This is a genomic window from Bosea beijingensis (assembly GCF_030758975.1).
GTDB lineage: Bacteria > Pseudomonadota > Alphaproteobacteria > Rhizobiales > Beijerinckiaceae > Allobosea > Allobosea beijingensis.
Genome location: NZ_CP132359.1, coordinates 5,114,502 through 5,140,503, shown reverse-complemented (window position 1 = coordinate 5,140,503; position 26,002 = coordinate 5,114,502). Strand labels below are relative to the sequence as shown.

26 protein-coding genes and 1 tRNA gene are annotated in these 26,002 nt (G+C 66.8%); 14 read left to right on the top strand and 13 right to left on the bottom strand.

Annotation, left to right across the window (positions count from 1 at the left end):
• Positions 1-10 precede the first annotated feature (10 nt).
• A complete protein-coding gene (hemE, locus tag Q9235_RS24675) occupies positions 11-1,045 on the bottom strand; it encodes a uroporphyrinogen decarboxylase (protein ID WP_306224394.1) in 1,035 nt (344 codons plus the stop codon).
• 491 nt (positions 1,046-1,536) lie between these two features.
• On the opposite strand from hemE, the gene Q9235_RS24670 reads away from it, so the two are divergent.
• The 5 genes from Q9235_RS24670 to dnaQ all read left to right on the top strand — a co-directional run bounded on the left by Q9235_RS24670 (position 1,537) and on the right by dnaQ (position 5,187).
• The gene (locus tag Q9235_RS24670; protein WP_306224393.1) at positions 1,537-2,367 is read left to right on the top strand and encodes a pyruvate, water dikinase regulatory protein; all 831 of its coding nucleotides are present in this window, start codon (positions 1,537-1,539) and stop codon (positions 2,365-2,367) included.
• A 71-nt stretch (positions 2,368-2,438) separates the two neighbouring features.
• Entirely contained in the window at positions 2,439-2,990 is a 552-nt protein-coding gene (locus tag Q9235_RS24665; protein ID WP_422678405.1) for a Maf family protein, read from the top strand.
• Positions 2,991-3,002: 12 nt separating this feature from the next.
• Positions 3,003-3,836 (top strand): shikimate dehydrogenase, encoded by an 834-nt coding sequence (locus Q9235_RS24660; RefSeq protein ID WP_306224391.1) that lies wholly within the window; start codon positions 3,003-3,005, stop codon positions 3,834-3,836.
• Positions 3,837-3,851: 15 nt separating this feature from the next.
• The gene (coaE, locus tag Q9235_RS24655) at positions 3,852-4,466 is read left to right on the top strand and encodes a dephospho-CoA kinase (protein ID WP_306224390.1); all 615 of its coding nucleotides are present in this window, start codon (positions 3,852-3,854) and stop codon (positions 4,464-4,466) included.
• Positions 4,467-4,470: 4 nt separating this feature from the next.
• On the top strand, positions 4,471-5,187 hold the full coding sequence (dnaQ, locus tag Q9235_RS24650; RefSeq protein ID WP_306224389.1) for a DNA polymerase III subunit epsilon: 717 nt from the start codon (positions 4,471-4,473) through the stop codon (positions 5,185-5,187).
• A 160-nt stretch (positions 5,188-5,347) separates the two neighbouring features.
• Here dnaQ and Q9235_RS24645 read toward each other — a convergent pair whose 3' ends face one another.
• Both Q9235_RS24645 and secB read right to left on the bottom strand, forming a co-directional pair.
• Positions 5,348-6,082: a TerC family protein gene (locus tag Q9235_RS24645; RefSeq protein WP_306224388.1), complete on the bottom strand. Its 735-nt coding sequence runs from the start codon at positions 6,080-6,082 to the stop codon at positions 5,348-5,350.
• A gap of 170 nt (positions 6,083-6,252) precedes the next feature.
• Entirely contained in the window at positions 6,253-6,747 is a 495-nt protein-coding gene (secB, locus tag Q9235_RS24640) for a protein-export chaperone SecB (protein WP_306224387.1), read from the bottom strand.
• Positions 6,748-6,994: 247 nt separating this feature from the next.
• On the opposite strand from secB, the gene Q9235_RS24635 reads away from it, so the two are divergent.
• The 5 genes from Q9235_RS24635 (at position 6,995) to Q9235_RS24615 (ending at position 10,918) form a co-directional block, all read left to right on the top strand.
• Entirely contained in the window at positions 6,995-7,720 is a 726-nt protein-coding gene (locus tag Q9235_RS24635) for a Tim44/TimA family putative adaptor protein (protein WP_306224386.1), read from the top strand.
• Positions 7,717-8,886, top strand: coding sequence for a murein transglycosylase A (mltA, locus tag Q9235_RS24630; protein WP_306224385.1), 1,170 nt, complete (start codon positions 7,717-7,719; stop codon positions 8,884-8,886). The genes Q9235_RS24635 and mltA overlap by 4 nt, the downstream gene beginning before the upstream one ends.
• Before the next feature lies 1 nt (position 8,887).
• The gene (locus Q9235_RS24625; protein ID WP_306224384.1) at positions 8,888-9,451 is read left to right on the top strand and encodes a Smr/MutS family protein; all 564 of its coding nucleotides are present in this window, start codon (positions 8,888-8,890) and stop codon (positions 9,449-9,451) included.
• Complete coding sequence (locus Q9235_RS24620; RefSeq protein WP_306224383.1) at positions 9,448-9,822, top strand: helix-turn-helix domain-containing protein; 375 nt, start codon at positions 9,448-9,450, stop codon at positions 9,820-9,822. The genes Q9235_RS24625 and Q9235_RS24620 overlap by 4 nt, the downstream gene beginning before the upstream one ends.
• Positions 9,823-9,919: 97 nt before the next feature.
• Entirely contained in the window at positions 9,920-10,918 is a 999-nt protein-coding gene (locus Q9235_RS24615; RefSeq protein WP_306224382.1) for an adenosine kinase, read from the top strand.
• 176 nt (positions 10,919-11,094) lie between these two features.
• On the opposite strand, the gene Q9235_RS24610 is transcribed toward Q9235_RS24615, so the two are convergent.
• The 4 genes from Q9235_RS24610 to rpsO form a co-directional block, all read right to left on the bottom strand.
• On the bottom strand, positions 11,095-11,730 hold the full coding sequence (locus tag Q9235_RS24610; RefSeq protein WP_306224381.1) for a pyridoxamine 5'-phosphate oxidase family protein: 636 nt from the start codon (positions 11,728-11,730) through the stop codon (positions 11,095-11,097).
• A gap of 62 nt (positions 11,731-11,792) precedes the next feature.
• Positions 11,793-12,560, bottom strand: coding sequence for an alpha/beta fold hydrolase (locus Q9235_RS24605; protein ID WP_306224380.1), 768 nt, complete (start codon positions 12,558-12,560; stop codon positions 11,793-11,795).
• A gap of 139 nt (positions 12,561-12,699) precedes the next feature.
• Complete coding sequence (gene pnp, locus Q9235_RS24600; RefSeq protein ID WP_306224379.1) at positions 12,700-14,874, bottom strand: polyribonucleotide nucleotidyltransferase; 2,175 nt, start codon at positions 14,872-14,874, stop codon at positions 12,700-12,702.
• Positions 14,875-15,137: 263 nt separating this feature from the next.
• Positions 15,138-15,407, bottom strand: a complete 270-nt coding sequence (rpsO, locus tag Q9235_RS24595; RefSeq protein WP_047579443.1) for a 30S ribosomal protein S15 — start codon at positions 15,405-15,407, stop codon at positions 15,138-15,140.
• Positions 15,408-15,650: 243 nt separating this feature from the next.
• On the opposite strand from rpsO, the gene ku reads away from it, so the two are divergent.
• Both ku and ligD read left to right on the top strand, forming a co-directional pair.
• Positions 15,651-16,517 carry a non-homologous end joining protein Ku gene (gene ku, locus Q9235_RS24590; protein ID WP_306224378.1) on the top strand — a complete coding sequence of 289 codons (867 nt, stop codon included), beginning with the start codon at positions 15,651-15,653 and terminating at the stop codon, positions 16,515-16,517.
• A 28-nt stretch (positions 16,518-16,545) separates the two neighbouring features.
• The gene (gene ligD / locus Q9235_RS24585; protein ID WP_306224377.1) at positions 16,546-19,077 is read left to right on the top strand and encodes a DNA ligase D; all 2,532 of its coding nucleotides are present in this window, start codon (positions 16,546-16,548) and stop codon (positions 19,075-19,077) included.
• Here the strand turns inward: ligD and Q9235_RS24580 are convergent.
• Positions 19,064-19,471 (bottom strand): winged helix-turn-helix transcriptional regulator, encoded by a 408-nt coding sequence (locus tag Q9235_RS24580; RefSeq protein ID WP_306224376.1) that lies wholly within the window; start codon positions 19,469-19,471, stop codon positions 19,064-19,066. The two genes, ligD and Q9235_RS24580, sit on opposite strands and share 14 nt — an antisense overlap.
• Positions 19,472-19,595: 124 nt before the next feature.
• Here Q9235_RS24580 and Q9235_RS24575 point away from each other — a divergent pair, with 124 nt between their 5' ends.
• Positions 19,596-20,219 (top strand): NAD(P)-dependent oxidoreductase, encoded by a 624-nt coding sequence (locus Q9235_RS24575; RefSeq protein WP_306224375.1) that lies wholly within the window; start codon positions 19,596-19,598, stop codon positions 20,217-20,219.
• A 77-nt stretch (positions 20,220-20,296) separates the two neighbouring features.
• On the opposite strand, the gene Q9235_RS24570 is transcribed toward Q9235_RS24575, so the two are convergent.
• Positions 20,297-20,647, bottom strand: coding sequence for an Atu4866 domain-containing protein (locus Q9235_RS24570; RefSeq protein WP_199085709.1), 351 nt, complete (start codon positions 20,645-20,647; stop codon positions 20,297-20,299).
• A 295-nt stretch (positions 20,648-20,942) separates the two neighbouring features.
• Positions 20,943-23,465, bottom strand: coding sequence for a methyl-accepting chemotaxis protein (locus Q9235_RS24565; RefSeq protein ID WP_306224374.1), 2,523 nt, complete (start codon positions 23,463-23,465; stop codon positions 20,943-20,945).
• 163 nt (positions 23,466-23,628) lie between these two features.
• Here Q9235_RS24565 and Q9235_RS24560 point away from each other — a divergent pair, with 163 nt between their 5' ends.
• The gene (locus Q9235_RS24560; protein WP_306224373.1) at positions 23,629-24,405 is read left to right on the top strand and encodes a DUF1499 domain-containing protein; all 777 of its coding nucleotides are present in this window, start codon (positions 23,629-23,631) and stop codon (positions 24,403-24,405) included.
• Positions 24,406-24,414: 9 nt separating this feature from the next.
• Here the strand turns inward: Q9235_RS24560 and Q9235_RS24555 are convergent, their stop codons facing one another.
• From Q9235_RS24555 to Q9235_RS24545, 3 genes are all read right to left on the bottom strand, one after another.
• Complete coding sequence (locus Q9235_RS24555; protein ID WP_306224372.1) at positions 24,415-25,329, bottom strand: MBL fold metallo-hydrolase; 915 nt, start codon at positions 25,327-25,329, stop codon at positions 24,415-24,417.
• 16 nt (positions 25,330-25,345) lie between these two features.
• Complete coding sequence (locus Q9235_RS24550) at positions 25,346-25,480, bottom strand: hypothetical protein (protein WP_306224371.1); 135 nt, start codon at positions 25,478-25,480, stop codon at positions 25,346-25,348.
• Between the two features lie 323 nt (positions 25,481-25,803).
• Positions 25,804-25,880 (bottom strand) — tRNA-Pro (locus Q9235_RS24545).
• Between the last annotated feature and the right edge of the window lie 122 nt (positions 25,881-26,002).

The window sequence follows — 26,002 nt, the reverse complement described above, 5'->3', positions numbered from 1 at the left end:
CGCCTGACCCTCAGCCCCGTACCCGTTTCAGCAAACGCTCGACATGTGCGATCGGCGTATCCGGCAGGATGCCGTGGCCGAGATTGAAGATGAACGGCCGGTCTCCGAAAGCTGTCAGGATCGCCTCGGCCTCCCGCTCCAGCTCGGGACCGCCAGCGCGCAGCACCAGCGGGTCGAGATGGCCCTGCACCGGAACCTTCGACTGGATGGCATCGCGGACGAAATCCCGATCGATATCGGTTTCGAGGCCGACGGCATCGACATCGGTGCCCGCGATGTATTCCGGGATCAGACGGCCGGCCCCGCGCGGGAAGCCGATGATCCGTGCCTGCGGATGCACTGCCCGCACGCCCTCGACAATCCGGCGCGTCGGTTCGATGCACCAGCGCCTGAAATCCTCCGGCCCGAGCGACCCGGCCCAACTGTCGAAGATCTGCACGGCATCGACGCCGGCAGCGATCTGCGCATTCAGATAGGCGATGGACGAGGTCACGAGCCGGTCGATGATCGCCTGGAACAGGTCCGGGTCACGAGCGAACAACTCCTTGGCCGGTCCTTGATCCGGCGTGCCGCGGCCGGCGACCATATAGGTCGCGACGGTCCAGGGCGCGCCGCAGAAACCGATAAAACCGGTTCCTGAGGGGAGGGCAGCCCGAACGCGACGAACCGTCTCGAGGATCGGGTCGAGTCTGGCCTGATCGGCCTCGCGATCGATCTCCGCCAGACGTGCCGCATCGGCCACCGGCTCCAGCCGCGGCCCCTCGCCCTCGGCGAACCAGAGCTTCTGGCCGAGAGCCTGCGGCGCGACCAGGATGTCCGAGAACAGGATCGCAGCATCGAAGCCGAAGCGCCGGATTGGCTGGAGGGTGACCTCGGCCGCCCATTCCGGATTGTAGCAGAGCGACAGGAAGCTGCCGGCCCTGGCTCTGAGCTCGCGATATTCCGGCAGATAGCGTCCGGCCTGGCGCATCAGCCAGATCGGAGGGGTCGGCAGGGCTTCGCCGCCGAGCACACGGATAAGGGCAGGGGTCTCGGTTCTCGTCATGCCTGCCGGGCCATTTATCCCGCCCTCTCTTCAATTAAGATTCCTAGAGAGAATCTTTTGTTTTGACTCTTGGAGGCAGGGAGATAGCCCGCCGCAATTTCGTCCACAACCGATCCACAGGCACTGGGACAGCGAGTCGCGGGCCGCGAGGAGCCCCAGACACCCGTTAAGGCTTTATTAACGAATTGGAATCGGCGGCGACGGTGCCGGCTTCCAAAATGATTCACGTGAAACACTTTCTTTACCATTCACAGCCGGGCGGCTGTTGATGGTTCCGGGGGGTTATACAGAGTTGCCGCCGGCCTTCGGTTTTTGACCAGTTGTCCACATTGCTCCCCATGGTCCGGGATAGCCCGCCGCGGCGAAGCAGAGCTCCTGTTCGGCCATCTGCCTGGCGGGAAAAACTGCACCAGCGTCAATTCTCGTCGGAGCGATTCCGGTCGCGCTCAAAGCACGCTAGAGGAGAAGAACGCTTCAGGCCGGGGGATGCCGTGGTCCGCAACTATTTCCATCTGCATCTGGTCTCGGATGCGACCGGCGAGACGCTGATCGCCGTCAGCCGGGCCGCAGCCGCGCAATATGAGAGTGTCTCGGCGATCGAGCATGTTTATCCTCTGGTCCGCTCGGAAGCGCAGCTCGCCCGCGTCCTCGCCGAGATCGAGGCTTCGCCCGGCGTCGTGCTCTACACGCTGGTCGAGCCGGAATGGCAGGAGAAGCTCGAAAATTTCTGCCGCGAGCTTGGCTGCCCCTGCCTCTCCGTGCTGCAGCCTGTGCTTTCGCTGTTCCAGTCCTATCTCGGTCAGGCCCAGGCCACGAAGCCGGGCGCCCAGCACGTGCTCAACACCGAATATTTCCGCCGTATCGATGCGATGAACTACACGCTGCTGCATGATGACGGGCAGATGGGCGGCGATCTCGACAATGCCGATGTCATCCTGGTCGGAATCAGCCGGACGTCGAAGACGCCGACGAGCATCTATCTCGCCAATCGCGGCATCAAGACCGCCAATATTCCGCTGGTACCGAACATCCCGCTGCCGCCGGAACTGGAAAGCGCCAAGAAGCCTTTGATCGTCGGACTCATCGCCAGTGCCGACCGCATCGTCCAGATCCGCCAGAACCGCCTGCTGTCGCTCCGGGCCGACGACGACACCGCCTATGTCGATCCGACGGCGGTGGCCGACGAGGTGACGCAATCGCGTCGCCTCTGCGCCCGCAGGGGCTGGCCGGTGATCGACGTGACCCGCCGCTCGATCGAGGAAACCGCCGCCTCGATCCTCGATCTGCTGCGCGACCACCGCATGAAGTTCATCGCGACGTGAGCGCCTCGCCCAGCCTCTGGCTCGCTCCCGAGCCGCTGATCCTCGCCTCCGGCAGCGTGACCCGGCGCGACATGCTGCTGTCTGCCGGCATCCCGGTCGAGGTCGTGAAACCGGAGATCGACGAGCGCGCCGTCGAGAAGCCGCTGGTCGATCGCGGTGTACCGGTGGATCAGGTCGCGGCGGCGCTCGCCTGCGCCAAGGCGTTGGCTGTCTCGCGCGACCGCCCTGGCCGCCTCGTCCTGGCCGCCGACCAGACCCTGACCTGCGATGGCATGGCTTTTCACAAGCCTGCCGATCTCGCTGCGGCGGCACGGCAGATTGCATCCCTCGCCGGCCGGACCCACGAGCTCCATTCCGCTTTCGTCATCGTGCAGGACGGCGCGCCGCTGTCGGAAGGGCTCGAGGCCGCGCGCCTCACCATGCGCACGCTCCATGCCGATTTCATCGCTCGTTACCTGGCGGTTGCCGGTTCGGCCGCCTTGTCCAGCGTCGGCGGCTATCAGCTCGAGGGACCGGGCGCGCAGCTCTTCGACAAGGTCGAGGGCGACCATTTTACCATTCTGGGCTTGCCACTGCTGGCGGTGCTCGCATCGCTGCGCGAGCTCGACTGCCTCGCCCGCTAACGGACTTTGCATATGGCGCCTCGCTGCTTCGTCATCGGACATCCCATCGCGCATTCGCGCTCGCCCCTGATCCATGGCGAGTGGCTGCGCGAGCATCGGCTTGCAGGCTCCTATGAGCGGATTGACGTCGCACCAGCCGATCTCCCGGCTTTCACCGCTCGCCTGCGCGCAGGCGAATTCGCCGGGGGCAATGTCACCGTGCCGCACAAGGAAGCGGTGATGGCTTTGGTCGACGAGGTCAGCGCTGCCGGCCGCGCGGTCGGCGCGGTCAATACGCTCTGGCGCGAGGATGGCCGGATCATCGCCGACAACAGCGATGTGGGCGGCTTCCTGGCTCATCTCGATGCGACGGTGCCGGGCTGGCAGGACCGGGTCGGGACGGCCCTCGTCCTTGGTGCTGGCGGTGCCGCGCGGGGCATCTGCTACGGCCTGAAGGCGAGGGGCGTTGCCCGTATCCTCGTGGTCAATCGTAGCCCCGAACGCGCGGCCGAACTGGTCGCTGCAATCGGCCACCCGCTTGTCGCCGCTGATTGGGCCAGGCGCGACACTCTCGTCGGCGAGGCCGATCTCATCGTCAACACCACGGCGCTCGGCATGCAGGGAAAGCCGCCGCTGGAGATCGATCTCGCGGCGCTCAGGGCGGGGACCATCGTCGACGACATCGTCTATGTCCCCCTGAAGACGGCATTGCTGGCCGAGGCGGAACGGCGTGGCGGTGTCATCGTCGATGGGCTCGGCATGCTGCTGCATCAGGCCGTGCCCGGCTTCGCCCGCTGGTTCGGCGTGACGCCGCAGGTGACGCCAGCGCTTCGCGCCATCATCGAAGCCGATATCCTGAAGGCCTGATTCGCCGGAGCCACCATGACCTTCGTGCTGGGCCTGACGGGCTCGATCGGAATGGGGAAGTCGACAACCGCGCAGCTCTTCGAGAAGTGCGGCGTGCCTTTGCACGATGCCGATGCGGCCGTGCATCGCCTGCATCGCGGCCGGGCCGCGGCGCCGATCGAAGCAGCCTTTCCGGGTACGGTGATCGGCGGCGCGGTCGATCGCGCGAAGCTGGGCGCCGCCGTGCTGGGCAAGCCCGATGCCCTGCGCCGGCTCGAAGCGATCATCCACCCCCTCGTGCGCGAGGAGGAGGAGGCCTTCCTCACCCGCTGCCGCAAGGAAGGCGCGGAGCTCGCCATCATCGACGTGCCGCTCTTGTTGGAGACGGGCGGCGAGGCGCGCTGCGATGCCGTCCTCGTCGTCACCGCTCCTGCCGAGGTGCAGCGCCAGCGCGTGCTCGCCCGCCCCGGCATGAGCGCGGAAAAGCTCGACGCCATCCTGTCGCGGCAGATGCCGGATGCGGAGAAGCGCCGCCGTGCCCATTTCCTTGTGGACACGTCGCGGGGCCTGATGGCCGCCGAGCGGCAGGTCGGCTCTATCCTGAGGGCGCTCGCCGGCCGTCCCGGGCGCGGTGTGCAAACGAGGTCCTGAAGCGATGCGCGAGATCGTTCTCGATACCGAAACCACTGGCGTCGAAGCCAATAACGGCGACCGCATCGTCGAGATCGGCTGTGTAGAACTGCTCAACCATTGTCCGAGCGGCCGCACCTTCCACGTCTATGTCAATCCCGAGCGGTCGATGCCGATCGAGGCCTTCAACGTCCACGGTCTCTCGGAAGAGTTCCTCTCGGATAAGCCGGTCTTCGCCGCGGTCGCCGACGAATTCGCGGATTTCATCGCCGGCGCCAAGCTGGTGATCCATAACGCCGCCTTCGACGTCGGCTTCATCAACATGGAGTTCAAGCGCCTCGGTTTGCCGCCGATCGAGCAGGGCTTCGTGGTCGACACCCTGTCGATGGCGCGCCGCAAGCATCCTGGCGCCTCGAACAGCCTTGATGCGCTCTGCTCGCGCTATGGCATCGACAACAGCCGCCGCACCAAGCACGGCGCCTTGCTCGACTCCGAAATTCTGGCCGAGGTCTATATCGAGCTGATCGGTGGCAAGCAGGCTTCGCTCGGCCTTGGCGTCGAGGCGGCGGCCGGGCGCCCCGGTCTTGCGATGGCTGCGGTCGAGAAGCCGCAGCGTCGGCGCCCGCTGGCTCCGCGGCTCAGCGAGGAGGCGCTGAAGGCGCATGAGGCCTTCATTCTCGGCTCGCTCAAGGCGCCGCTCTGGAAGGGCTATCTCGGCATCACCGACGACGCGGCGCAGTAGGCCGCCACGGTTGTCATTCCGGGGCTTCGCGTAGCGAAGAACCCGGAACCCACGACGGGGCGAGTCCTTTAAGACGCCTGATCGCGAGCGCTTACCCAGTCGTGGATTCCGGGTTCGCGCCTGTGGCGCGCCCCGGAATGACAAGGAGAGACGACAGACCTCATCGCGCCCTGCGGCGCGACATCATGTTGAGCGCCTCGATCAGGGCCGAGAAGGCCATCGCGGCGTAGATATAGCCCTTCGGCACATGCACGCCGAAGCCTTCCGCGATCAGCGTGCCGCCGATCATCAGCAGGAAGCCCAGCGCCAGCATCACGATCGTCGGGTTCTTGTCGATGAAGCGCGCCAGCGGGTCGGCGGCGAGCAGCATCGTCAGCACCGCGACAATGACGGCGATGACCATGACCGGGACATGCTCGGTCATGCCGACGGCGGTGATGATCGAGTCGATCGAGAACACCAGGTCGAGGATCAGGATCTGGAAGATCGCGGCGCCGAAGCCCAGCGTGACCGCGCGCGTGCCACCCTCGGCAAGCACCGACTCCGGATCGGGATCGACCTTGTGGTGGATTTCCTTCGTCGCCTTCCAGACCAGGAAGAGGCCACCGGCGATCAGGATCAGGTCGCGCCAGGAGAAGGCCTGGCCGAAGACCGTGAAGATCGGCGCGGTGAGCTTGACGATGAAGGCGACGGTGCCGAGCAGGCCGAGCCGCATGATCAGCGCAAGGCCGATGCCGATCTTGCGGCCCTTCGAGCGCTGATGCTCAGGCAGTTTGTTGGTCAGGATCGAGATGAAGATCAGGTTGTCGATGCCGAGCACGACCTCCATGGCGATCAGTGCCCCGAGCGCGGCCCATACGGCGGGGTCGGCGGCAAGCGTCATAAGGGCGTCCATCAGGTCTCCATCGGATACGGAAAAGGCGGGCGTCCCGGTTGGGGCGTCCGCCGTCGATCCCACGCACATGGAGAGAGGGAAGTTGTCCTGCAAGGACAACAATTATCCGCAATAAACGAAGAAAGGGCCCGCGAGGGCCCTTCCGTCAGACTTGCCGATGCAGCGACTGGTCAGTTGGTCGCGGTGCCCTGCTGGCCTTCGAGCTCCTGCAGACGCTGCTGGAAGAGCTGGGCGAAGTCGATCGGCGGCACGTAGAAGGGCGGGAAGCCGCCGTTCTGCACGGCCTCGGCGATGATCTGCCGGGCGAAGGGGAAGAGCAGGCGGGCGCAATCGATCACCAGCACGGGATGGACATGCTCCTGCGGGATGTTCTGCAGGCGGAACACGCCGGCATAGCTCAGGTCGAAGGCGAATAGCGTCTCGCCCTTGACCTCGGCCTTGCCTTCGAGGCGCAGCACGGTCTCGTAATCGTTGTCGCCGAGAGCGGTCGAGCCGACATTGACCTGCAGCGACATCTGCGGGCCCTGCTGCGCGTCCTGCTGTGCGAGCGAGCGCGGCGCCTTCGGGTTCTCGAAGGAGAAATCCTTGGTGTACTGGATCAGGGCGTTCAGGCTCGGAGCCGCTTCGGCGTCGGCGCCATTGCCGTTGGGAAGTTCGTTGGCCATCGGTCCCATCTCGTTCTGGCAGGCTGTCTCGGGGAAATCCCGTGCCTCTGCCGGCATTCGGGACTGCGCTCCATGCTATGGAGCGGCGCGCGCGTCGGCTATCATGGACATCGTGCCGGCACAAGAAGTCGCCTTCACAAGCGGGGGGGTGGATGTTACGAGCCACTCTCACCATATGACGGTGAAGGCTCGGCGCGCACCACGCGCACGGGCAAGGCCATAACGGGGAGCCGCGGGTCAGCTTTCGATGCAGAATTCCTTCGACATGCAGACTCTGATCTTCCTGGCCCTGGCCGTGTTCGTAGCCTGGAAGCTGCGTTCCGTGCTCGGCCAGAAGACCGGGCATGAGCAGCCCAAGGACCCATTCGCCCGTCGCGAGACGCCGCCGATGCGGCCCGATCAGGCGCAAGGCCCGGAAAAGCGCGACAATGTGATCCGTCTGCCCGGCGCCGCCAACGACCCCGTCGCGGCGGAGCCGCCTGCCGCCGAACGCTGGAAGGATCTGGCTGCGCCGGATTCTCCGGTCAGCGCCGGCATCGAGGCGGTGATCCGCCAGGAGCCGAGCTTCGATCCGCATGAATTCGTGGGCGGGGCCAAGGCCGCCTATGAGGCGATCGTCACCGCCTTCGCCCGCGGCGACCGCAAGATGCTGAAGGGTCTCCTCGCCAAGGAAGTCTATGACGGCTTCGAGCAGGCGATCAGCGAGCGCGAGAAGCGCGGCGAGAAGGCCGAGTCGAATTTCGTCTCGATCGACAAGGCCGATCTCGCTGCCGTCGAGGTCAAGGGCAAGACCGCGCAGGTCACCATCGCCTTCGTCTCGCAGCTCATCAGCGTCACCCGCGATGCGCAGGGCGCTGTCGTCGACGGCAGCGCCGAACAGGTCTCGGAGGTCAGCGACATCTGGACCTTCTCGCGCCAGCTCGGCAGCCGCGATCCCAACTGGCTGCTCGTCGCCACCGAATCCGCCGCGTGAAGCACGGCGGCGCCGGTGTCGCGCTGGCGTTCTCCGCAGCCCTGGGCCTTGCATCCGTGACCGCCATGGCCTCGCCGCCCCCGCTGCCTCAAGGAGCCCGCGCCGAGGCCGTGTCGCCGTCTGCGATCCCCGGATGGGCGCAGGACGATCACGCCAAGGCTTTTGCGATCTTCGCCAAGGGCTGTATGGCCGACCCGCCCCTGCGCCAGGGCGTGCCGTTGCCCGAGAGTCTTACCGCCGTTTGCGACAAGGCGAAGGCACTCGTCGCCGCAGGGCCGGTCGATCGCGCGCAGGCGCGAAGCTTTTTCGAGCAGAACTTCTCCTTCTGGCTGATCCGGCCGGAAGGCGGAGAGACCGGCTTCACCACCGGCTATTTCGAGCCCGAGTTCGAGGGCTCGCTGACCCGTTCGGACGACTATCCGACGCCGCTCTATGACCGGCCGAAGGGTCTGGTGACGCGCTTCTCCGAGGATGACTTTCCGGGCCTCGACAAGGCGCTCTCGGCCGCGCGACGCACCGCCGGGGGGTTCGAGCCCTTCCCGGATCGCACCGCGATCGAGACCGGCGCGCTCGACGGCCAGGGGCTGGAAATCCTCTGGCTGCGCGATCCAGTCGACCGCTTCGTGCTGCAGGTTCAGGGTTCGGGCCGCGTCCGCCTGCCGGATGGCTCGGTGACCCGGCTGAGCTATTCCGGCCGCAACGGTCATCCCTATACCTCGCTCGGCCGCGTGCTCAGCCAGCGCGAGAGCATTCCGCCCGAGCAGATGACCATGGACCGGCTGATCGCCCGGCTGAAGGCCGATGCCGGCTTTGCCCGCGATCTGATCCGCCTGAACAAGTCCTTCGTCTTCTTCGCCCGCCGCGACGACCTGCCGGCCGAGAGCGGTCCGATCGGCGGCGCGGGCCTGCCGCTGACACCGCTCCGCAGCATCGCGGTCGATCGCACGGCCTGGCCCTATGGCGTGCCGGTCTGGATCGACACCACGATTCCGACCGGAACCGGTGGCGACGAGCATCTCGCCCGCCTGATGATCGCGCAGGACACCGGCTCCGCCATTCTCGGGCCCGCCCGCATGGACCTCTTCGTCGGCTCGGGCGCTGCGGCCGGCCATCGCGCCGGCCTGATCCGCCACCCCGTCGCCTTCACATTGCTCTGGCCGCGCTGAGATGCGGTCCCGCCGCGGCAAGACACTGACGGAGGCCGATATCGCGCTCTGGCGCCAGGTCGCGCGCTCGGTCAAGCCATTGCCCGGCCGGGCGCCGGTCGAGCCTGAGCCGGTCCCGGAGCAGGCAGTTCCCGCGCCAACCGAAACCGCAATGCGTGCCGTCGCGGCCGCTTCGCCGGTCAAAGCCGCCGCCCCGTCGGCTCCGCCATTGGCACCCATCGAGCGGCGCCTGCGCACGCAATTGCGCCGGGGCCAGCAGAGCGTCGACGCTTCCATCGATCTGCACGGCATGCGGCAGGACGAGGCCCACCTGGCGCTGCATGCCTTCCTGCGCCGCGAGCAGCGCCGCGGCTGCCGCATCGCCCTGGTGGTGACCGGCAAGGGCGCGCTGGCGCCGGCACTCTTCGGCGACGAGCGCGGCGTTTTGCGCCGGATGGTGCCGCACTGGCTGCGCCTGCCCGAATTGCGCACGCTGGTCCTGGGTTTCGAGGAAGCCGAGCAGCGCCATGGCGGGTCCGGCGCGCTCTATGTCCGCCTGCGCCGCTTGCGGGAGCATGGGCCGTGACGCCCTTCGGCCAGCGCGTCCGGGCCTTGCGGGAGGCGCGCGGCATGACCCTCGCGCAGATGGCGGAGGGCCTCGGCGTCTCGCCGGCCTATCTCTCGGCGCTGGAGCACGGCAAGCGCGGCCGGCCGACCTTCACCCTGATCCAGGGCACGATCCATCTGCTCGGCGTGATCTGGGACGAGGCGGACGAACTCGTGCGTCTCGCGGATCTCTCGCATCCGCGCGTGACCATCGATACCGCCGGGCTCGATCCCGAGGCGACGCTGCTCGCCAATCGGCTGTCGCGCGAGATCGGCCTGCTGGAGGGCGAGGATCTGCGTCGCCTCGCCGCCATCCTCGACGAAGCCTCCAAGCGCCGCGATCCGGCCTGACCGGCATGCTTGACCGCACGGCATGCGGATGCGACAGGGCCAGCATCTTCCCTATCGGCCGACGGGCCGCGCCCTCCGGACAGAGCAAGCAAGAGCCATGACCCAGACCCGTACGGACGTCCTCGCCCTCGGCAATGCCATCGTCGATGCCCTCGCCTTGGCAGAGGAGGATTTCCTCATCGCCCAGAAGCTGACCAAGGGCGCGATGATGCTGATCGACGAGGCCCGTGCCGAGCAGCTCTATGCCGCCATGGGTCCGGCCCGGATCATCTCCGGCGGCTCGGCCGCCAACACCATCGCCGGCCTCGCCTCCTTCGGCGGCAAGGGCGCCTTCATCGGCAAGGTCCGCGGCGACGAACTCGGCAAGCTCTACCGTCATGACCTGACATCGCTCGGTGTCGCCTTCGGCACGGCCGATGCGGCGGAAGGCCCGGCGACCGCGCGCTCCTTCATCATCGTCACGCCCGATGGCGAGCGCACGATGAATACCTATCTCGGCGCTTGCCAGGGCCTCTCCGTCGCCGATGTCGACGCCAAGGCCGTCGAGGCCGCCGATATCGTCTATCTCGAAGGCTATCTCTGGGACCCGCCGGCGGCCAAGGAAGCCTTTCGCAAGGCCTCCGAGATCGCGCACAAGGCCGGTGGCCGCGTCGCCATCACCCTGTCGGATTCGTTCTGCGTCGACCGGTATCGCGACGAGTTCATCGGCCTGATCCGCAACCGCATGGTCGATCTCGTCTTCGCCAACGAGCACGAGCTCAAGAGCCTCTACGAGACCTCGGATTTCGACACGGCCCTGTCCTGGCTGCGTTCGGAGAACATCCTCGCCGTCGTCACCCGCTCCGAGAAGGGCGCTCTGGCGGTGACGCCGGACGGCATCGTCGAGGAGCCGGTCTTCCCGGTCGAGCGCGTGGTCGATGCGACCGGAGCCGGTGACCTCTTTGCCGCCGGCTTCCTCTATGGGCTGACCTCGAATCGCGAGACCCGCGACTGCCTGCGTCTCGGCGCGCTGGCCGCGGCCGAGATCATCTCGCATGTCGGCGCCCGGCCCGATGTCAGCCTGAAGACGCTGGCGGGCAATGAAGGGCTGCTCTGAGCGCAGCGTCCTCTGTCATTCCGGGGCGGCCCTCCGGGCCGGACCCGGAACGCACGACCGGGGCTAGGCCCGAATTACAATTCCTGCCGCAGCGCTTAATGCTCGGTCTCACCCGATCATGGCTTCCGGGATCTTCGCTCTGCGAAGCCCCGGAATGACAAGTCGGGGTTCCTCCCTCAATACAGTGTCGCCTTGACCCGGCCCGGCAGCGCCTCGTCATAGGCCCGGCCGTCGAAGGTCTCGACCTCTGCGTTGCGCGCCGTGATGTCGCGCAGCATCGTCCCGGCCGAGGGCAGGCTGCTCCGGTCGACCTGCCGCTCCGGGTTCCAGAGCTCCGCCCGCACCACCGCGCGCGAGCACTGGAAGTAGACGGCATCGACATGGACGATCATCACGCTCGCCGGCAGCTTCCCGGCCATCTCGAACTGCGAACACAACTCTGAATCGCAGGAAAGCTCCGCACGTCCGTTCACGCGCAGTGTCTCGCCGCAACCGGGGATCAGGAAGAGCATTCCGATTCGATCGTCGAACAGGATATTCTTCAATGAATCCAGTCTGTTATTGCCTTTTCGGTCGGGAATCAGGAGCGTTTTCGCGTCCCGGACCGTGACGAAGCCCGGCAGATCCCCACGCGGCGAACAATCCAGCCCCTCCGGACCGACCGTCGCGAGCACGAAAAACGGCGAGGCGGCGATCAGCGCGGCATAGTTCGCATCGACATGGTCGATCTCCTTGAAGAGCGACGCGGGTGCCATCGGATTGGGATAGGCGCGGGCGAGGTCGTCGAGCGAGGCGATGCGGTGGTCGGACATGCCGGTCTCCATGGATCGGCATATGTCTAGACTATTGCGGATGCTGCGTCACCACCTCGCGATCAGCGGGACAATCCGCCTGCGATGGCTGCCGCAAGACCGGCCGGATTGTCCCACGGGATCGAATGCCCGGCCCCCGAAACGATGGCGATCGCGACTCCCGCCTCCGGCAAGCCTGATGCGTCATCATAGGGCAGCGACAGTTCCCCGATGATCAGCGTGCGCGGCACCGCGAGCGACGCCAGGATGCTGCGCCATGTCGGATCGCTGCCCTCGACGAGCGAGCGCGCGGTCCGCTGCACGGCATAGGCGGCGCTGCGGGCGAGCGAGGCTGCCCAGATATCGTTGCCCTCCGCCTGGGCGGCGCTAACGATCGCGTCCTGGCCGCCGGCGCAATACTCCGCTTCCCGTATTGCCGCGATGCCCCGGCTGAATTGGCCTCCGCCCGGGTCTAGATTGGGCTCGCCGACGACGAGCCTGCCCAGCCGCCGCCCCAGCATCGCCGCAGCGGCGATCGCAACAGTGCCGCCCATGCTGTGCCCGAACAGGTCGACCTGCGGCAGCCCCAGCGCATCCACCAGCGCGACGACGCTGCGGGCATGGTCGTCGATCGTGTAGCCGAACGCCTCCGGACGGTCGCTGAAGCCGGAACCCAGCAGGTCGACCAGCAGCATGCGCCGCCCGCGCAAGGTCGGATCGGCCGCGACGGTCGGATAATCGCAGGACGAGGCGCAGCCGAGGCCATGGATCATCAGCAGGGTCGGGCCCTCGCCGGGCAGGTCGTGGTAGCGCAGCGAACCGCCAGCGTTGGGGACGGCAAACGATTTCATCGGCAGGCACTCCGGTTTCCACGGAAGGCTAGGCAACGGCACTGTCCGGACATGGCGGGATATCGCTTCGCCGAAAAGCAAAACGCCCCGCATCAACCGATGCGGGGCGTCCTGTTTCACACGCGGGTAGCTTGGCCGATTACTCGGCTGCGCCCTGCTTCTCGCGGGCCTTCTCGGCATCGCGCTCGGCCTTGAGCTTCTCGGTGATGTCCTCGCCGGTGGCCTGGTCGACGACCTTCATCGAGAGGCGGATCTTGCCGCGCTCGTCCATGCCGAGGAACTTGACCTTGACCTTGTCGCCTTCCTTGACGACGTCCTGCACCTTCTGAACGCGCTTGGGGGCGAGCTCGGAGATGTGGACGAGGCCGTCCTTGGCGCCGAAGAAGTTCACGAAGGCGCCGAACTCCATGATCTTGACGACGGTGCCGTCATAGATCACGCCGACTTCGGCTTCCGAGACGATCGACTTGATCCACTTGATCGCGGCTTCGATCGACTTGCCGTCGGCCGAAGCGATCTTGATGGTGCCATCGTCCTCGATGTTCACCTTGGCACCGGTCTTCTCGACGATCTCGCGGATGACCTTGCCGCCGGAGCCGATGACTTCGCGGATCTTGTCGACCGGGATCTTCATCGTCTCGATGCGCGGCGCGAACTCGCCGAGCTGGCTGCGCGAGGCGGAGAGCGCCTTGGCCATCTCGCCGAGGATGTGCTCGCGGCCGCCCTTGGCCTGCTCAAGGGCGACCTTCATGATCTCCTCGGTGATGCCGGCGATCTTGATGTCCATCTGCAGCGAGGTGATGCCCTCGCCCGTGCCGGCCACCTTGAAGTCCATGTCGCCGAGATGGTCCTCGTCACCGAGGATGTCGGAGAGCACGGCGAAGCGCTTGCCTTCGAGGATGAGACCCATCGCGATGCCCGCGACCGGCGACTTCAGCGGCACGCCCGCATCCATCAGCGCCAGCGAGGTGCCGCAGACGGTGGCCATCGAGGAGGAGCCGTTCGACTCGGTGATCTCCGAGACGACGCGCAGCGTGTAGGGGAACTCGCTCTTGGCCGGCAGCATCGGGTGGATGGCGCGCCAGGCGAGCTTGCCGTGGCCGATCTCGCGACGGCCGGGCGAACCCATGCGGCCGGTCTCGCCGACGGAATAGGGCGGGAAGTTGTAGTGCAGCAGGAAGGTTTCCTTGTAGGTGCCTTCCAGCGAGTCGATGAACTGCTCGTCGTCGCCGGTGCCGAGCGTGGTCACGACCAGCGCCTGGGTCTCGCCGCGGGTGAACAGCGCCGAGCCGTGGGTGCGCGGCAGGACGCCCGCTTCCGCGACGATCGGGCGGACGGTCTTGCCGTCGCGGCCGTCGATGCGGATGCCGTCGTCGAGGATGTTCCAGCGCACGATCTTGGCCTGGGCTTCCTTGAACTGCGCGCCGACCTTGTCCTTCGGGAAGGTGGCGACGCCGTCCGGCGTCTCGGAGACGAGCGCGGCGACGACCTTGGCCTTGACGGCGTCGACGGCCTTGTAGCGCTCGGCCTTGGCGGTGATCTTGTAGGCGCTGCGCAGCTCGGCCTCAGCCGTCTTCATGATCGCGGCGAGAACGGCGGAATCATCCGGCGGGTTGAAGTCGCGCGGCTCCTTGGCGGCCTTCTCGGCCAGGCGGATGATCGCCTCGATCACCGGCTGGAAATGCTTGTGGCCGAACATCACGGCGCCGAGCATGACCTCCTCGGTCAGCTCCTTGGCCTCGGACTCGACCATCATCACGGCGTCCTGGGTGCCGGCGACGACGAGGTCGAGCGACGATTCCTTGGCTTCCTCGATCGTCGGGTTCAGCTTGTAGGCGCCGTCGATATAGCCGACGCGGGCGCCGCCGATCGGGCCCATGAAGGGCACGCCGGAAAGCGTGAGAGCGGCCGAGGTCGCGACCATCGCGAGGATGTCGGGATCGTTCTCGAGGTCATGCTGGAGAACGGTGACGACGACCTGGGTGTCGTTCTTGTAGCCTTCGACGAAGAGCGGGCGGATCGGACGGTCGATCAGGCGGGAGACCAGCGTCTCCTTCTCGCTCGGACGGCCCTCGCGCTTGAAATAGCCACCGGGGATACGGCCGGCGGCGAAGGTCTTTTCCTGGTAGTTCACGGTCAGCGGGAAGAAGTCGAAGCCCGGCTTCGGCTCCTTCGCGGAGACGACGGTCGCGAGCACGACGGTCTCGCCATAGGTGGCCATCACGGCGCCGTCGGCCTGGCGGGCGACCTTGCCGGTTTCGAGGACGAGCTTGCGGCCGCCCCAGATCAGTTCTTCGGTTTGGATGTCGAACATGTGTTTCGTCTTTCGGTCGGGTTCGACCCGTCCGGTGCCTTCAGGCCCATGGGCAAGACGGCGGAACGCTCGGGTGGGAAAGGATTGTGCGCCCGAGCGCTCGGCGATCCTGCCATGGACGTCTTGGGCGTCCGGCGGGTCACGCGGGAAGGCCGCCCCATGCGGCTGCCGCGAGAGTCAGGCAGGTCACGCCCCATGGCGGCCTCGCCCGAAAAGGAGCCGCCCGGAGCAGGTCGCACCGGGCGGAAACTGTCAGCTTTCGATCAGCGGCGGATGCCGAGCCGTTCGATCAGCGTCTTGTAGCGAGCCTGGTCCTTGCCCTTGAGGTAGTCGAGCAGGGAACGGCGCTGGGAAACCAGCTTGAGCAGGCCGCGACGCGAATGGTTGTCCTTCGCATGCGACTTGAAATGGCCGGTCAGGTTGGTAATGCGCTCGGTCAGGATCGCGACCTGAACTTCCGGCGAGCCGGTGTCGTTCGGCTTGGTGGCGTATTCCTGGAGCAGCGCGGTCTTGCGCTCGGCAGTGATCGACATCGGGAGATCCTCGTGTTCGGGTTGATCTGGCGGGCCAGGCCGGGATGTCGTCCAGCAAGGTCCGAAGCCCGCGATCCCCTCATCGGGGAAGGGTCGCGCAGCCGACAGGTTAAGCCGGTTGCCCGGGCATATACACGAAATCGGCGGAAATGCCAGCGCCGTCCGGAACCGGACCGCCAAAGCCCGGTTTGACTCGCTAACGTCACCAGAAGGCGGGGCTCGCGCGCCCCGAAGGGCTGTCCGATGGCGCCGCGTCCGGCCTGGAAAGGCTACCTCAAGCTCTCGCTGGTTTCCTGCGCCGTCGAGCTCACCGGGGCGACCAGCCAGAGCGAGAAAGTCTCCTTCCGCATCATCAACCGCAAGACCGGGAACACAGTGCGGCGGCAATATATCGACAGCGTCAGTGGCAAGCCGGTTGCCGATGACGACGAGGTCAAGGGCTACGAGATCGGCGACGACGAATATCTCCTGGTCGAGGAGGACGAGATCGAAGCCGTGCAGATCGAATCCTCGCACACGCTCGCGATCGAGAGCTTCGTCGATCGCGCCGATATCCCGCAGATCTATTTCGACACCCCCTATTACGTGACGCCCGCCGACGAGGTCTCGGAGGAGGCCTTCGCCGTGATCCGGGAAGCGATGGCGAAGCAGAAAAAGGCCGGCATCGCCCGCATCGTGCTCTATCGCCGCGAGCGGCCGGTGATGATCGAGCCCTTCGAGGAAGGCCTGCTGCTGACGACGCTGCGCTATGACAAGACGGTCAGGAAGCCGGAGGAGGTCTTCGACGGGCTGGGCCGGCAGAAGACCGATCCGGAGCTGGTCGACCTCGCCACGCATATCATCGCGAAGAAGCAGGCAGCCTTCGACCCTAGCGGCTTCGACGATCGCTACGAGGACGCTCTTCTGGAGCTGATCCGCGCCAAGCAGAAGGGCAGGAAGCCTCCGGTTGTCCAGGCGGCGGAACGGCCGGCCAATGTCGTCAACCTGTTCGATGCCCTGAAGAAAAGCCTTGCCGGCGCGGATTCCGGCAAGGCTCCGGCGAAATCCGCCCGAAAACCCGCCAAGGCGGCGGCGAAGAAGCCGGCGAGCAAGGCGCGCAAATCCGCCTGAAGGATCATCCCGCTAGCGGGGAAGGCCGATGTCCACGCTCGATCTGTATCGTTCGAAACGCGATTTCACCCGCACGCGCGAGCCGAAAGGAGGCGACAAGCGCCGCGACAAGGACGCGAAGGGTGGCGCCTTCGTCGTTCAGAAACACGCGGCCCGGCGCCTTCACTACGACTTCCGGCTGGAGCATGGCGGCGTGCTCTGGTCCTGGGCGGTGACCCGGGGTCCGAGCCTCGACCCCGCCGAAAAGCGCCTTGCCGTCCATGTCGAGGATCATCCGCTTGAATATGGCGGCTTCGAGGGCACGATCCCGGCCGGGCAATATGGAGGCGGCTCGGTCATCGTCTGGGACGAGGGGCGCTGGATTCCGGAGGGCGACCCGGCTGCGGGCATGAAGAAGGGGCATCTCGTCTTCGTGCTGGAGGGCCACAAGCTGCAGGGCCGCTGGCATCTCGTGCGGCTGAAGCCGCGCCGTGGCGAGAAGCGCGACAACTGGCTGCTGATCAAGTCGGAGGATGAATTCGTCCGCACCGACGAGGACATCCTCGAAACCCAACCGGATTCGGTGAAATCCGGGCTGTCGGTCGAGGCGATCGGGCAGGACGAGAGCAAGGGCGGGGTCTGGGACACGACGAAGCCCGCCGGGGAAGCGGCTGCGGCTGTCCGGCCGTTGCGAAAGGCCCCAGCCCGCAAGACCCGGAAGTCAGATGCCTCGGCCCTGCCGGACTTTATCGAGCCCTGCCTCGCCACGCTTCAGGAGAAGCCGCCTACCGGCGAGAACTGGCTGCATGAGGTCAAATTCGACGGCTACCGGCTTCAGGGCCGGATCGACCATGGCCAGGTCCGGCTCCTGACCCGCTCCGGTCTCGACTGGACGGCACGCTTCGGCAAGGGCCTCGCCGCAGCGCTGACCGGCCTTCCCTGCGAGACAGCATTGATCGACGGCGAGCTGGTGGCGTTGGCCGAGAACGGTATTTCCTCGTTTTCCGCGCTGCAGGATGCGCTGTCGGCGGGGCGTGCGGCCGGGCTTGTCTATTTCGCCTTCGATCTCCTGCATCTCGATGACGAGGATCTGCGCGGCGAGCCGCTTTTGGCTCGGAAGGAGAGGTTAAAGCATCTGCTGGAGGGCATCCCGGCCGAGGGGCCGTTGCGCTTCAGCGAGCATTTCATTGAGCCGGGCGGTGTCATGCTCGACCATGCCTGCCGCATGGGGCTCGAGGGTGTGGTCTCGAAGCGGGCGGATGCGCCCTATCGCAGCGGCCGCGGCCGCGACTGGATCAAGTCGAAATGCACGCAGCGCCAGGAATTCGTCATCGCCGGCTATGTCCCGTCCAAGGCCTCGCCACGCAAGCTCGGCTCGATCGTCGCGGGCTACTATGAGAATGGCGAGTTGAAGCCGGCTGGCCGCGTCGGCACCGGCTTCACTGCGACCTCGGCCGCAGCGTTGAAAGCCAAGCTCGACAAGCTCGCGACGGACGCGTCACCCTTCAAGGGCGCGGCTGGCCGCGAGCGCGGTGTGGTCTGGGTCAAGCCTGAACGGGTCGCCGAGGTCGAGTTCCGCGCCTGGACGGCGTCGAAGACGCTCCGCCATGCCGCGTTCATCGGATTGCGTGAAGACAAGCCGGCAGGCGAGATCGTGGCGGAGATGCCGGTCGGGCCGGTTCCGCAGAAGCCGAAGGCCCGGAAGACAAGGGCCGCTGCTGGCCGTGTAGCGCCGGCGCGGACTAGCGTGAAGCTGTCCAGCCCCGACAAGCCGCTCTGGCCGGAGAGCGGCTTCACCAAGCAGGATCTGCTCGCCTATTACGCGAAGATCTGGCCGCTGATGCAGCGTTTCGTGGTCGGGCGGCCCCTCAGCCTGGTGCGGGCGCCCAACGGCATCGAGGGCCACCGCTTCTTCCAGAAACATGCCGGCCCCGGCATGCATGATGCGGTCAGGCGGCGGAAGGACGCAGATGGCGAGGAGCTGATCTATATCGAGGATTTCGACGGGCTCGCGGCGCTCGTCCAGCTTGGCACGGTCGAAATCCATGTCTGGGGCGCGACCATCGATGCGGTCGAGACGCCCGACCAGATCATCTTCGACCTCGACCCCGATACGGGCGTGCCGGTCGAGCGCGTGCGCGAGGCTGCATTGACCGTGCGGCGGCATCTCGACGATCTCGGTTTCGCGAATTTTCTGAAGGTCTCCGGCGGCAAGGGGTTCCACGTCGTGCTGCCGCTGAAGCCGAAGGCCGATTGGGAGCGCGTCAAGACCTTCGCGCGTGACTTCGCCAGGGCGATGGAGCAGGCCGAACCCAAGCTCTACACGGCGACCCTGTCCAAGAAGGCGCGCCGGGGCCGCATCTTCATCGACTATCTGCGCAATGGCCGCGGCGCGACGGCGATCGCTCCCTATTCGACCCGGGCTCGAACGGGCGTGCCATTGGCGATGCCGGTCGAATGGCAGGATATCGACAGCCTGCAGCCCGATGCCTTCAAGGCCCGTGCGATCCTGGACGGCGATCTGCCGCCGGATCTCTGGAGCGGGTTCTTCGCCGCCGGAAAGCCGCTCACTGGCGGGTGAGCGGAAGCGGAATCCGCTCGCTTGCGGCCGGCGCCAGGCCGCGATCGTAGCGCTGCTGCGCCGCCTCGACCTCGCCGATATGCGCCTCGGCCCAGAGGGTGAGCTGGTTCACCGTCTGTGCCAGCGTCCGTCCGAGCCCGGTCAGCGAATATTCGACGGTGACCGGCACCGTCGCGAACACCTCGCGCTGCACCAGCCCGTCGCGTTCCAGGCTCTTCAGCGTCTGCGACAGCATCTTCTGCGAGATGTTCTCGATCCGCCGCCTCAGTTCGTTGAAGCGCAAGGTGCCGTCGTCGAGCGCGATCAGGATGAGCACGGCCCAGGTATCGCCGATGCGGTCCAGCACGCGCCGGGTCGGGCAGAGCGCCTGGAATGGGTCGGGGCGTTTCAGCATGGCGGTTTCCCGGCGGTGACCATGTCGCGTGAAAGTGCCTTCTTTACGGGGCCGCGCGGCAGGATCAGATAGGTTCCATTGGAGTGCAGGTATCCGCTGGATACCACAATAAGGAACCTCTGTCATGAAAGTTGCCAAGAAGGTCGCATTGATCGGCGCCAGCGGATTCATCGGCTCGCGCCTGCTGGCCGAACTCGCCGCCCGCGGCCATGCCGTTACCGCCCTTGTCCGCAATCCCGAGAAGGTCGCCTCGCTGCCCGGCGTCACCGCCGTCAAGGGCGATGTCTTCGACAAGGATGGGCTCGCCAAGCTGCTCGCCGGCCATGATGCGGTGATCAGCGCGGTGCATTTCAGCGCCAGTGATCCGCAGGTCCTGCTCGCAGCGGTTAAGCAATCCGGCGTCAAGCGCTATCTCGTCGTCGGCGGCGCCGGCAGCTTGGAGGTCGCGCCGGGCGTGAAGCTCTTCGACACCCCGGAATTCCCGGCCGTTTATCTCGACGAAGCCCGCAAGGGCGGCGCATTCCTCGATCTGCTGAAGCAGGAACAGGGCCTCGACTGGACCTTCCTGTCGCCTTCGGCCCTGATCCAGCCGGGCGAGCGCACCGGCAAGTTCCGTCTCGGCACCGACCAGCTTCTGGTCGACGCCCAGGGCAACAGTGCGATCTCGGCCGAAGACTACGCGATCGCTTTGGTCGACGAGTTGGAGAAGCCGGCCCATAGCCGCCGTCGCTTTACCGTCGGCTACTGAGGCCCGCACCATTACGAAGAGGGCCGCGCCTCCCTTGGGAAGCGCGGCCCTTCTTGATTGAGCGATTGCGGTTGCGCTTACGCCTTGCGGAAGCGCTTCTCGCCGATGCTGAGCGTGCCGCGCTTCAGCTTGCCGAGCGCGACCCAGCCGGTCTCGCCCTCGAAATAAAGCTTCGAGCGATCGACCGCATAGCGGCCGACATGCTTGGCGCCGGCAGCGGGCTTGGCCTTGTGGAACTGCCCGTCGGGCCTGAGGTCGATCAGGATCGACCCATCCTCGGTCTTCCACTGGCCGATCGCGGCCTGTTCGAAGGGGCCGAGCGTGTCGGCAGTGTCGAAATCGATCTCGAGCGGGCGGACGGAACGGCTGGCCGGCGCGAAGCCGGAGGCGAACTGGCCGAGAGCCTGAAGAACCTGGCTGAACTGCATGGTTTTCGTCTCCCTGTGGTGGTGACGGCTGAAACCGCTTGTCGCAGACGTCCCCGTCGGGACCTGTCAGCAAGCGGTGCGGCATCGATCGACTCCAGCGAGTCGGCCGAGAAACGTCACGGATTGAATGTGCGAGGGCGGCGTCGTGATGGAGCAAAGCTCCGGCGCCTGTCACGGAAATAGGCCGATCGCGCGCTTCGACAAGAGGCTATGCAAATATTTTCTCCGGGAAATGCAAACGGCGCCCTTTTGGGGGCGCCGCGCATGTCTTGTTCGGGATGCTCCGAGGCTCGCCTCAGAACTCCTCCCATCCGGAATCGCTGGCCCGGCCGCTGCCGCCATTGGCGACCTTGCGCGGCGCAGGTGCGGTCCGCGACTGGACGAAGGCCGCCTCGGCGAGCTGGCGCAGGCGCTCCGGCTCACCGGAGGTCGCCGCTGCCACAGGAGCAGGCCGCGCCGCCCGCACCGGCGCCTTGACCGCGCGGGGTGCCGTTGCCGGCTGGGCGTAAGCCGTCTGGCCGATGGCCTCGCGCCCGGTCCGGAAGGTCGCGACCAGCGCATTGAGCTGCTCGATCCGGCCCGAGAGCGAGCCTGCCGAAGCCGCGCTCTGCTCGGACAAGGCCGCGTTCTGCTGGGTCATCTCGTCGAGATGTGCGACCGCCTGGCTCATCTCGTCGATGCCGTTGGCCTGCTCCCCCGAGGCCGCCGAGATGTCGGCGATCGTCGCCGCGACCTTCTGCGAGGCCGCGAGGAGGCGGGCGTGCTGGTCGCCGGCCTGCCGCACCAGCTGCTCGCCCTCGCCGACCTCGGCATTGGACGAGGAGGTCAGCGCGGAGATGGCCTTGGCCGCCTCGCCCGAGCGCTGCGCCAGCGTGCGAACCTCGGAGGCGACGACGGCAAAGCCCTTGCCGGCCTCGCCGGCGCGCGCCGCCTCGACCGCGGCGTTGAGCGCGAGCAGGTTGGTCTGGAAGGCGATGTCGTCGATCACCCGGATGATGTCCGAGATCTTCTGCGAGGCCGTCTCGATCCGGGCCATGGCGTCGACCGCCTGGCCGGCGATGGCGCCGCCCGACTGCGCCGCCTGCATCGCCTCGTCGGCGATCCGCGCGGCATCCTTCGAGGCCTGGGCCGAGGCCTTCACCGAGGCCGCGAGCTCCTCGGTCGTGGCGGCGGTCTCCTCCAGCGACGAAGCCTGCTCCTCGGTGCGCTTCGACAGGTCGTCGGCGCCCATGTTGATCTCGCGCGCGGCGAGGCCGACATCGGCCGAGGTGGTCTGGATCGTCGCGACCGTGTCCGACAGGCGATCGACCGTCTCGTTGATCGCGCCCTTGAGGTCGGCGAAGCGGCCGCGATAGGCCGTCTCGACCCGATTGGTCAGGTCGCCGCCCGCGATCGCCGAGAGCGCTTCCGCAAACTCCGTCGTCGCCCCGTCGACAACCGCGTTGATCTCGTTGATGCCCTCGACGAGCTCCTTCAGCGGCCCCTCCATGCCGCCGACATGCGCCTTGCCGGAGAAATTGCCCTCGCGGGCATCGGCGACGATGGTGGCGACCTCGCCCAAGAGCTTCTGGACATGGGCTGCCTGTTCGGCATCGGCGAGCATGGCGAGTTCGCGGTCGCGCCGGTTCTGCTCGAGGGCGAGCGCGTTCTCGCGATAGATTTCGAGCGCCCCGCTCAGTGCCCCGATCTCGTCCGGCGCGGGAGCGGCCGGGATGGCCTGGGCGAAATTACCCTGCTGCATCTCGTCCAGCGCGGATTTCAGCGAGACCAGCGGCCGCGCGATCCGGCGCTGCACGCCGCGCAGGCTCATCACGCAGATCGCGAGCAAGGTGGCCAGCAGCGCGCCGACGATGCCGAGCTTGATCCAGGCGGCGGTGAGCTTCTTGTCGGTTCGCACGACCATGTCGTCGAGCGACTGGGTGACGGCCGAAACGATGGCGGTGAACGGCCCGTTGCATTGCTTGGTCCATTCTTCCGCCGCGATGACCGGACCAGCGCCCTGGCCGAGCTTGCCGATCAGCTCATCCATCTTGCGGTTGGAGGCTTCGACCTCGGCCGACATGACACCGACCTTCCGGGCAAGCTCGCTGCCGACGCCGGGGCGCGATGCGAGCTGCTTCAGCGTCTCGCCGGAGGTGTTGGAGACGCCGCGCAATTCACCGAGCTTACGGATCTGCGCGGTCTCCAGCGGCTTGCCCGAGCCGAAGACCGGACGGAGAACCGAGCACTGCGTGCCGTAATTCGAGCGGACGTCCCAGCCGGCCGACTTGAAGCCCTGCAGATCGGCGAGGATCGGGTCCGCGAGCCGGGCGGCATTGGAGGTCTCGTCCGAGGCCTTGACGATGGCGGCCTCGATCGCGCCGATGCCGTTATACCAGGGCATGGTTGCGGCGAGGCTGCGCTGCGCCTTCGGCTTCGACGCTTCGGCATAGAGATCGGCCATCCTGGCGTCGGTCAGCTTCTGCTGCTGCTGGATGCCGGCGATGAGTTCCTTGCGGCCGGGCAGGCCGGTCTCGTCGAGCTGGGCGACAGCATCGGCGATGCGGCTGCGATTGCTTTCCTCGATCTGCTTCAACGCCGCGGTCGGGTCATCGGCGACCTGGATGCTGGTCTGCGCCTGTCCGCGCGCGGTGCGGATCGCATTGCCGGCGAGCAGCAAGGCCTTGTCGGCCTCGACCAGCTCCGCCAGTTCCATGTTCGTGCGCACGTCCGAAACGGATTGATACGCCATGTAGCCGAGGGCGCCGATGCCTGGCACGCACAGGCAGGCCATGGTGGCGACGAGATAGTTCTGGATCGACGAGGGAAAGAATTTCACGGCGGTACTCGGGCGTGACAGGCGGTGATGAAGGCGGTGATGAAGGCGGGGAGGCAGGCCGCAGCCTGTCCTCGTTCCGCCGTCTTATGGCCGATTAGATTAAGATTGCGCTTAGCCTGCCCGGCGACTTGCGTTCCAGTTTCACGACGGGCACGAAAGGGCCATGCACCGCCGTCTCGTCTTCGAGGAACCGGTTTCGCGCGCCGCTATCTGGAGCCGGCGGCTGGCGTGGTTTGCGTTTGCTGTCCTGCTGCTCTCGCTGCTGCTGGTCCGTTTGCGCGAGCCGAGCATCGAAGGGCTCGCGCCGGTCGCCGGCGCCTATGTCCTCGTGCTCGGCGCGCTAGGCCTTGCGATCCTCGCCTTCATCCGCATCTGGCAGTCCGGCTACCGCGGCGCCGGCATGGCGGCCGGCGCGATGCTGCTCTCGTTGATCCTGCTCGCGCCGGCTGGCTACGTCGCGGTCCGCCTAGTCACGCGGCCGGCCCTGGCCGATGTCTCGACCGATATCGACGATCCGCCCGGCTTCAGCCGTTCGCAGGCCGCGCTGACCGCGCGCGCCGGCCGGGTTCCGCCCGATGTGCCGGCTGAGCGCCGGCGCCTGCAGCGGCAGGCCTATCCCAAGGCCGTGCCGATCCTGCTCGAACTGCCGGCGGAGGCCGCCTTCGACCTCGCCAGGCGGGCGGCGCTCGGCCTCGGCTGGCAGGTGCTGGAGACGGCACGGCCGGGCGGGCGCAGCGGCGCGGGACGGGTCGAGGCCGTCGCGCGCGGCCGCATCCTGCGCTTCTCCGAGGACATCACCATCCGCATCAGGCCGCGCGTCGATGGCAGCCGCATCGACATCCGTTCGGCCTCGCGCCTCGGCAGCCACGATCTCGGCGCCAATGCAGCGCGCGTCGCGGCCTTCGCCGCCGAGATCGACCTGCTGATGGAGAGCCGCTGAGCGGGTATATCAGGCGAGCTTGTAGCGGCTGCCGAGAGCCGGGATGACGTCGCTGGACTGGACCGTGCCGCGCAGCACGAGGTCTTCGAGCTGGGCCAGCACCGAAAGCGCCGCGGCCCCGTGCAGGGCAGGGGCCAGGCCCTGATAGATCACCGGCACCATCGCGGCGATCGTCTCGTCACCCTGGCTGAGGCGATTGAGCACGGCGGCCTCGCGCTGGCGGCGGTGCTGGACGAGTCCGCGCAGGAAGCGCTGCGGCTCGGTCACCGGCCCGCCATGGCCCGGCCAGTAGCGGGCGTGCTCCAGTCCGCGCAGCTTCTCGATCGAAGCCATATAGGCGGCCATCGAACCGTCGGGCGGAGCGACGACCGAGGTCGACCAGGCCATGACATGGTCGCCGGAGAACAGGGCCTCCTCCTCGGCCAGCGTGAAGGCGAGATGATTGGCGGTATGACCGGGTGTCGCCACGGCGGCGAGGCTCCAGCCAGGACCGGAGACGGTGTCGCCGTCGTGCATTTCCGCGTCAGGCACAAAATCGGTATCCGCGGCGGCATCGAGCACGCGGCCTTCGCCGGGGCCGAGTTCGCGCGACGGACGATGCGGCCCGCAACCCACCACCATCGCGCCGGTCGCAGCCTTCAGCGCCGGCACGGCGGGCGAGTGGTCGCGATGGGTATGGGTGACGATGATGTGGCTGACAGTCTCGCCGCGGACCGCCGCCAGCAGGCGTTCGACATGGCCGGGATCGTCGGGGCCGGGATCGATGATTCCGACCGTGCCGCGGCCCACGATATAAGAGCAGGTGCCGGTGAAGGTCATCGGCCCGCCATTGCCGGCGATGATCCGGCGCACCAGCGGGGACAGGCTCGCGACCGTGCCGGCCTCCGTCGTTGCGCTGCGGTCGAATTCGATCTCGTCGCTCATCTCGGGCGATGCGGCACTAGCCGGTCGACTTGCCGCCGCAGCTCTTGGTGTCATAGGGCCCGAACAGCGGGCCGAAATTGCCGCATTTGTCGCAACCGGACAGGAGCACGGCCAATCCGAGGATGCCGGCAAGGAGAGTGATGCGCTTCATGGCCTCGACCGTTCGATTCGATGAGGCGGCACTCTAGAGATTGTCGGGGTGCGGCGACAGGGGCGAGGAGCCGGGCGGCGCTCAAAGACCGAGATCGGCGAGCCAGCCCAGGATGCAGATCGCCGAGATGGCGATCAGGGCAAGCGTGGCTTTCGCATCGGCCGGGCAGTCGCGCAACATGGTCGTCTCCGTTTCGGAGCCGACGCAATAGGCATGCCAGTTGACGGTTGGGTGACGGTTTCCCGATCGGATAATCGGCCGAAAAAAGAAAAAGGCCCGTGAGGGCCATTTTCTCTGAAATCTTGAAATATCGCGGGAAATTTTGGTCGGAGTGGCAGGATTTGAACCTGCGACCCCCTCGTCCCGAACGAGGTGCTCTACCAGGCTGAGCCACACTCCGATCCGCTGGTGGCCGGCTTATAGCCAGCACGCGGCTTCGGCGCAACAGGCTCTTTGCAGGTTGTGGAGGAATTCTTGCGGCGCGGGCAGGGCGCGGCGCGGCATGATGGTTGCACACCGCCT

What these genes read in the sequence shown, in the direction of transcription:
- hemE (WP_306224394.1), bottom strand. Translation starts at nt 1,045, where the DNA reads ATGACGAGAACCGAGACCCCTGCCCTTATCCGTGTGCTCGGCGGCGAA.
- Q9235_RS24665 (WP_422678405.1), top strand. Translation starts at nt 2,439, where the DNA reads ATGCTGCTGTCTGCCGGCATCCCGGTCGAGGTCGTGAAACCGGAGATC.
- Q9235_RS24660 (WP_306224391.1), top strand. Translation starts at nt 3,003, where the DNA reads ATGGCGCCTCGCTGCTTCGTCATCGGACATCCCATCGCGCATTCGCGC.
- coaE (WP_306224390.1), top strand. Translation starts at nt 3,852, where the DNA reads ATGACCTTCGTGCTGGGCCTGACGGGCTCGATCGGAATGGGGAAGTCG.
- dnaQ (WP_306224389.1), top strand. Translation starts at nt 4,471, where the DNA reads ATGCGCGAGATCGTTCTCGATACCGAAACCACTGGCGTCGAAGCCAAT.
- Q9235_RS24645 (WP_306224388.1), bottom strand. Translation starts at nt 6,082, where the DNA reads ATGGACGCCCTTATGACGCTTGCCGCCGACCCCGCCGTATGGGCCGCG.
- secB (WP_306224387.1), bottom strand. Translation starts at nt 6,747, where the DNA reads ATGGCCAACGAACTTCCCAACGGCAATGGCGCCGACGCCGAAGCGGCT.
- Q9235_RS24635 (WP_306224386.1), top strand. Translation starts at nt 6,995, where the DNA reads ATGCAGAATTCCTTCGACATGCAGACTCTGATCTTCCTGGCCCTGGCC.
- Q9235_RS24625 (WP_306224384.1), top strand. Translation starts at nt 8,888, where the DNA reads ATGCGGTCCCGCCGCGGCAAGACACTGACGGAGGCCGATATCGCGCTC.
- Q9235_RS24615 (WP_306224382.1), top strand. Translation starts at nt 9,920, where the DNA reads ATGACCCAGACCCGTACGGACGTCCTCGCCCTCGGCAATGCCATCGTC.
- Q9235_RS24610 (WP_306224381.1), bottom strand. Translation starts at nt 11,730, where the DNA reads ATGTCCGACCACCGCATCGCCTCGCTCGACGACCTCGCCCGCGCCTAT.
- Q9235_RS24605 (WP_306224380.1), bottom strand. Translation starts at nt 12,560, where the DNA reads ATGAAATCGTTTGCCGTCCCCAACGCTGGCGGTTCGCTGCGCTACCAC.
- pnp (WP_306224379.1), bottom strand. Translation starts at nt 14,874, where the DNA reads ATGTTCGACATCCAAACCGAAGAACTGATCTGGGGCGGCCGCAAGCTC.
- rpsO (WP_047579443.1), bottom strand. Translation starts at nt 15,407, where the DNA reads ATGTCGATCACTGCCGAGCGCAAGACCGCGCTGCTCCAGGAATACGCC.
- ku (WP_306224378.1), top strand. Translation starts at nt 15,651, where the DNA reads ATGGCGCCGCGTCCGGCCTGGAAAGGCTACCTCAAGCTCTCGCTGGTT.
- ligD (WP_306224377.1), top strand. Translation starts at nt 16,546, where the DNA reads ATGTCCACGCTCGATCTGTATCGTTCGAAACGCGATTTCACCCGCACG.
- Q9235_RS24580 (WP_306224376.1), bottom strand. Translation starts at nt 19,471, where the DNA reads ATGCTGAAACGCCCCGACCCATTCCAGGCGCTCTGCCCGACCCGGCGC.
- Q9235_RS24575 (WP_306224375.1), top strand. Translation starts at nt 19,596, where the DNA reads ATGAAAGTTGCCAAGAAGGTCGCATTGATCGGCGCCAGCGGATTCATC.
- Q9235_RS24570 (WP_199085709.1), bottom strand. Translation starts at nt 20,647, where the DNA reads ATGCAGTTCAGCCAGGTTCTTCAGGCTCTCGGCCAGTTCGCCTCCGGC.
- Q9235_RS24560 (WP_306224373.1), top strand. Translation starts at nt 23,629, where the DNA reads ATGCACCGCCGTCTCGTCTTCGAGGAACCGGTTTCGCGCGCCGCTATC.
- Q9235_RS24555 (WP_306224372.1), bottom strand. Translation starts at nt 25,329, where the DNA reads ATGAGCGACGAGATCGAATTCGACCGCAGCGCAACGACGGAGGCCGGC.
- Q9235_RS24550 (WP_306224371.1), bottom strand. Translation starts at nt 25,480, where the DNA reads ATGAAGCGCATCACTCTCCTTGCCGGCATCCTCGGATTGGCCGTGCTC.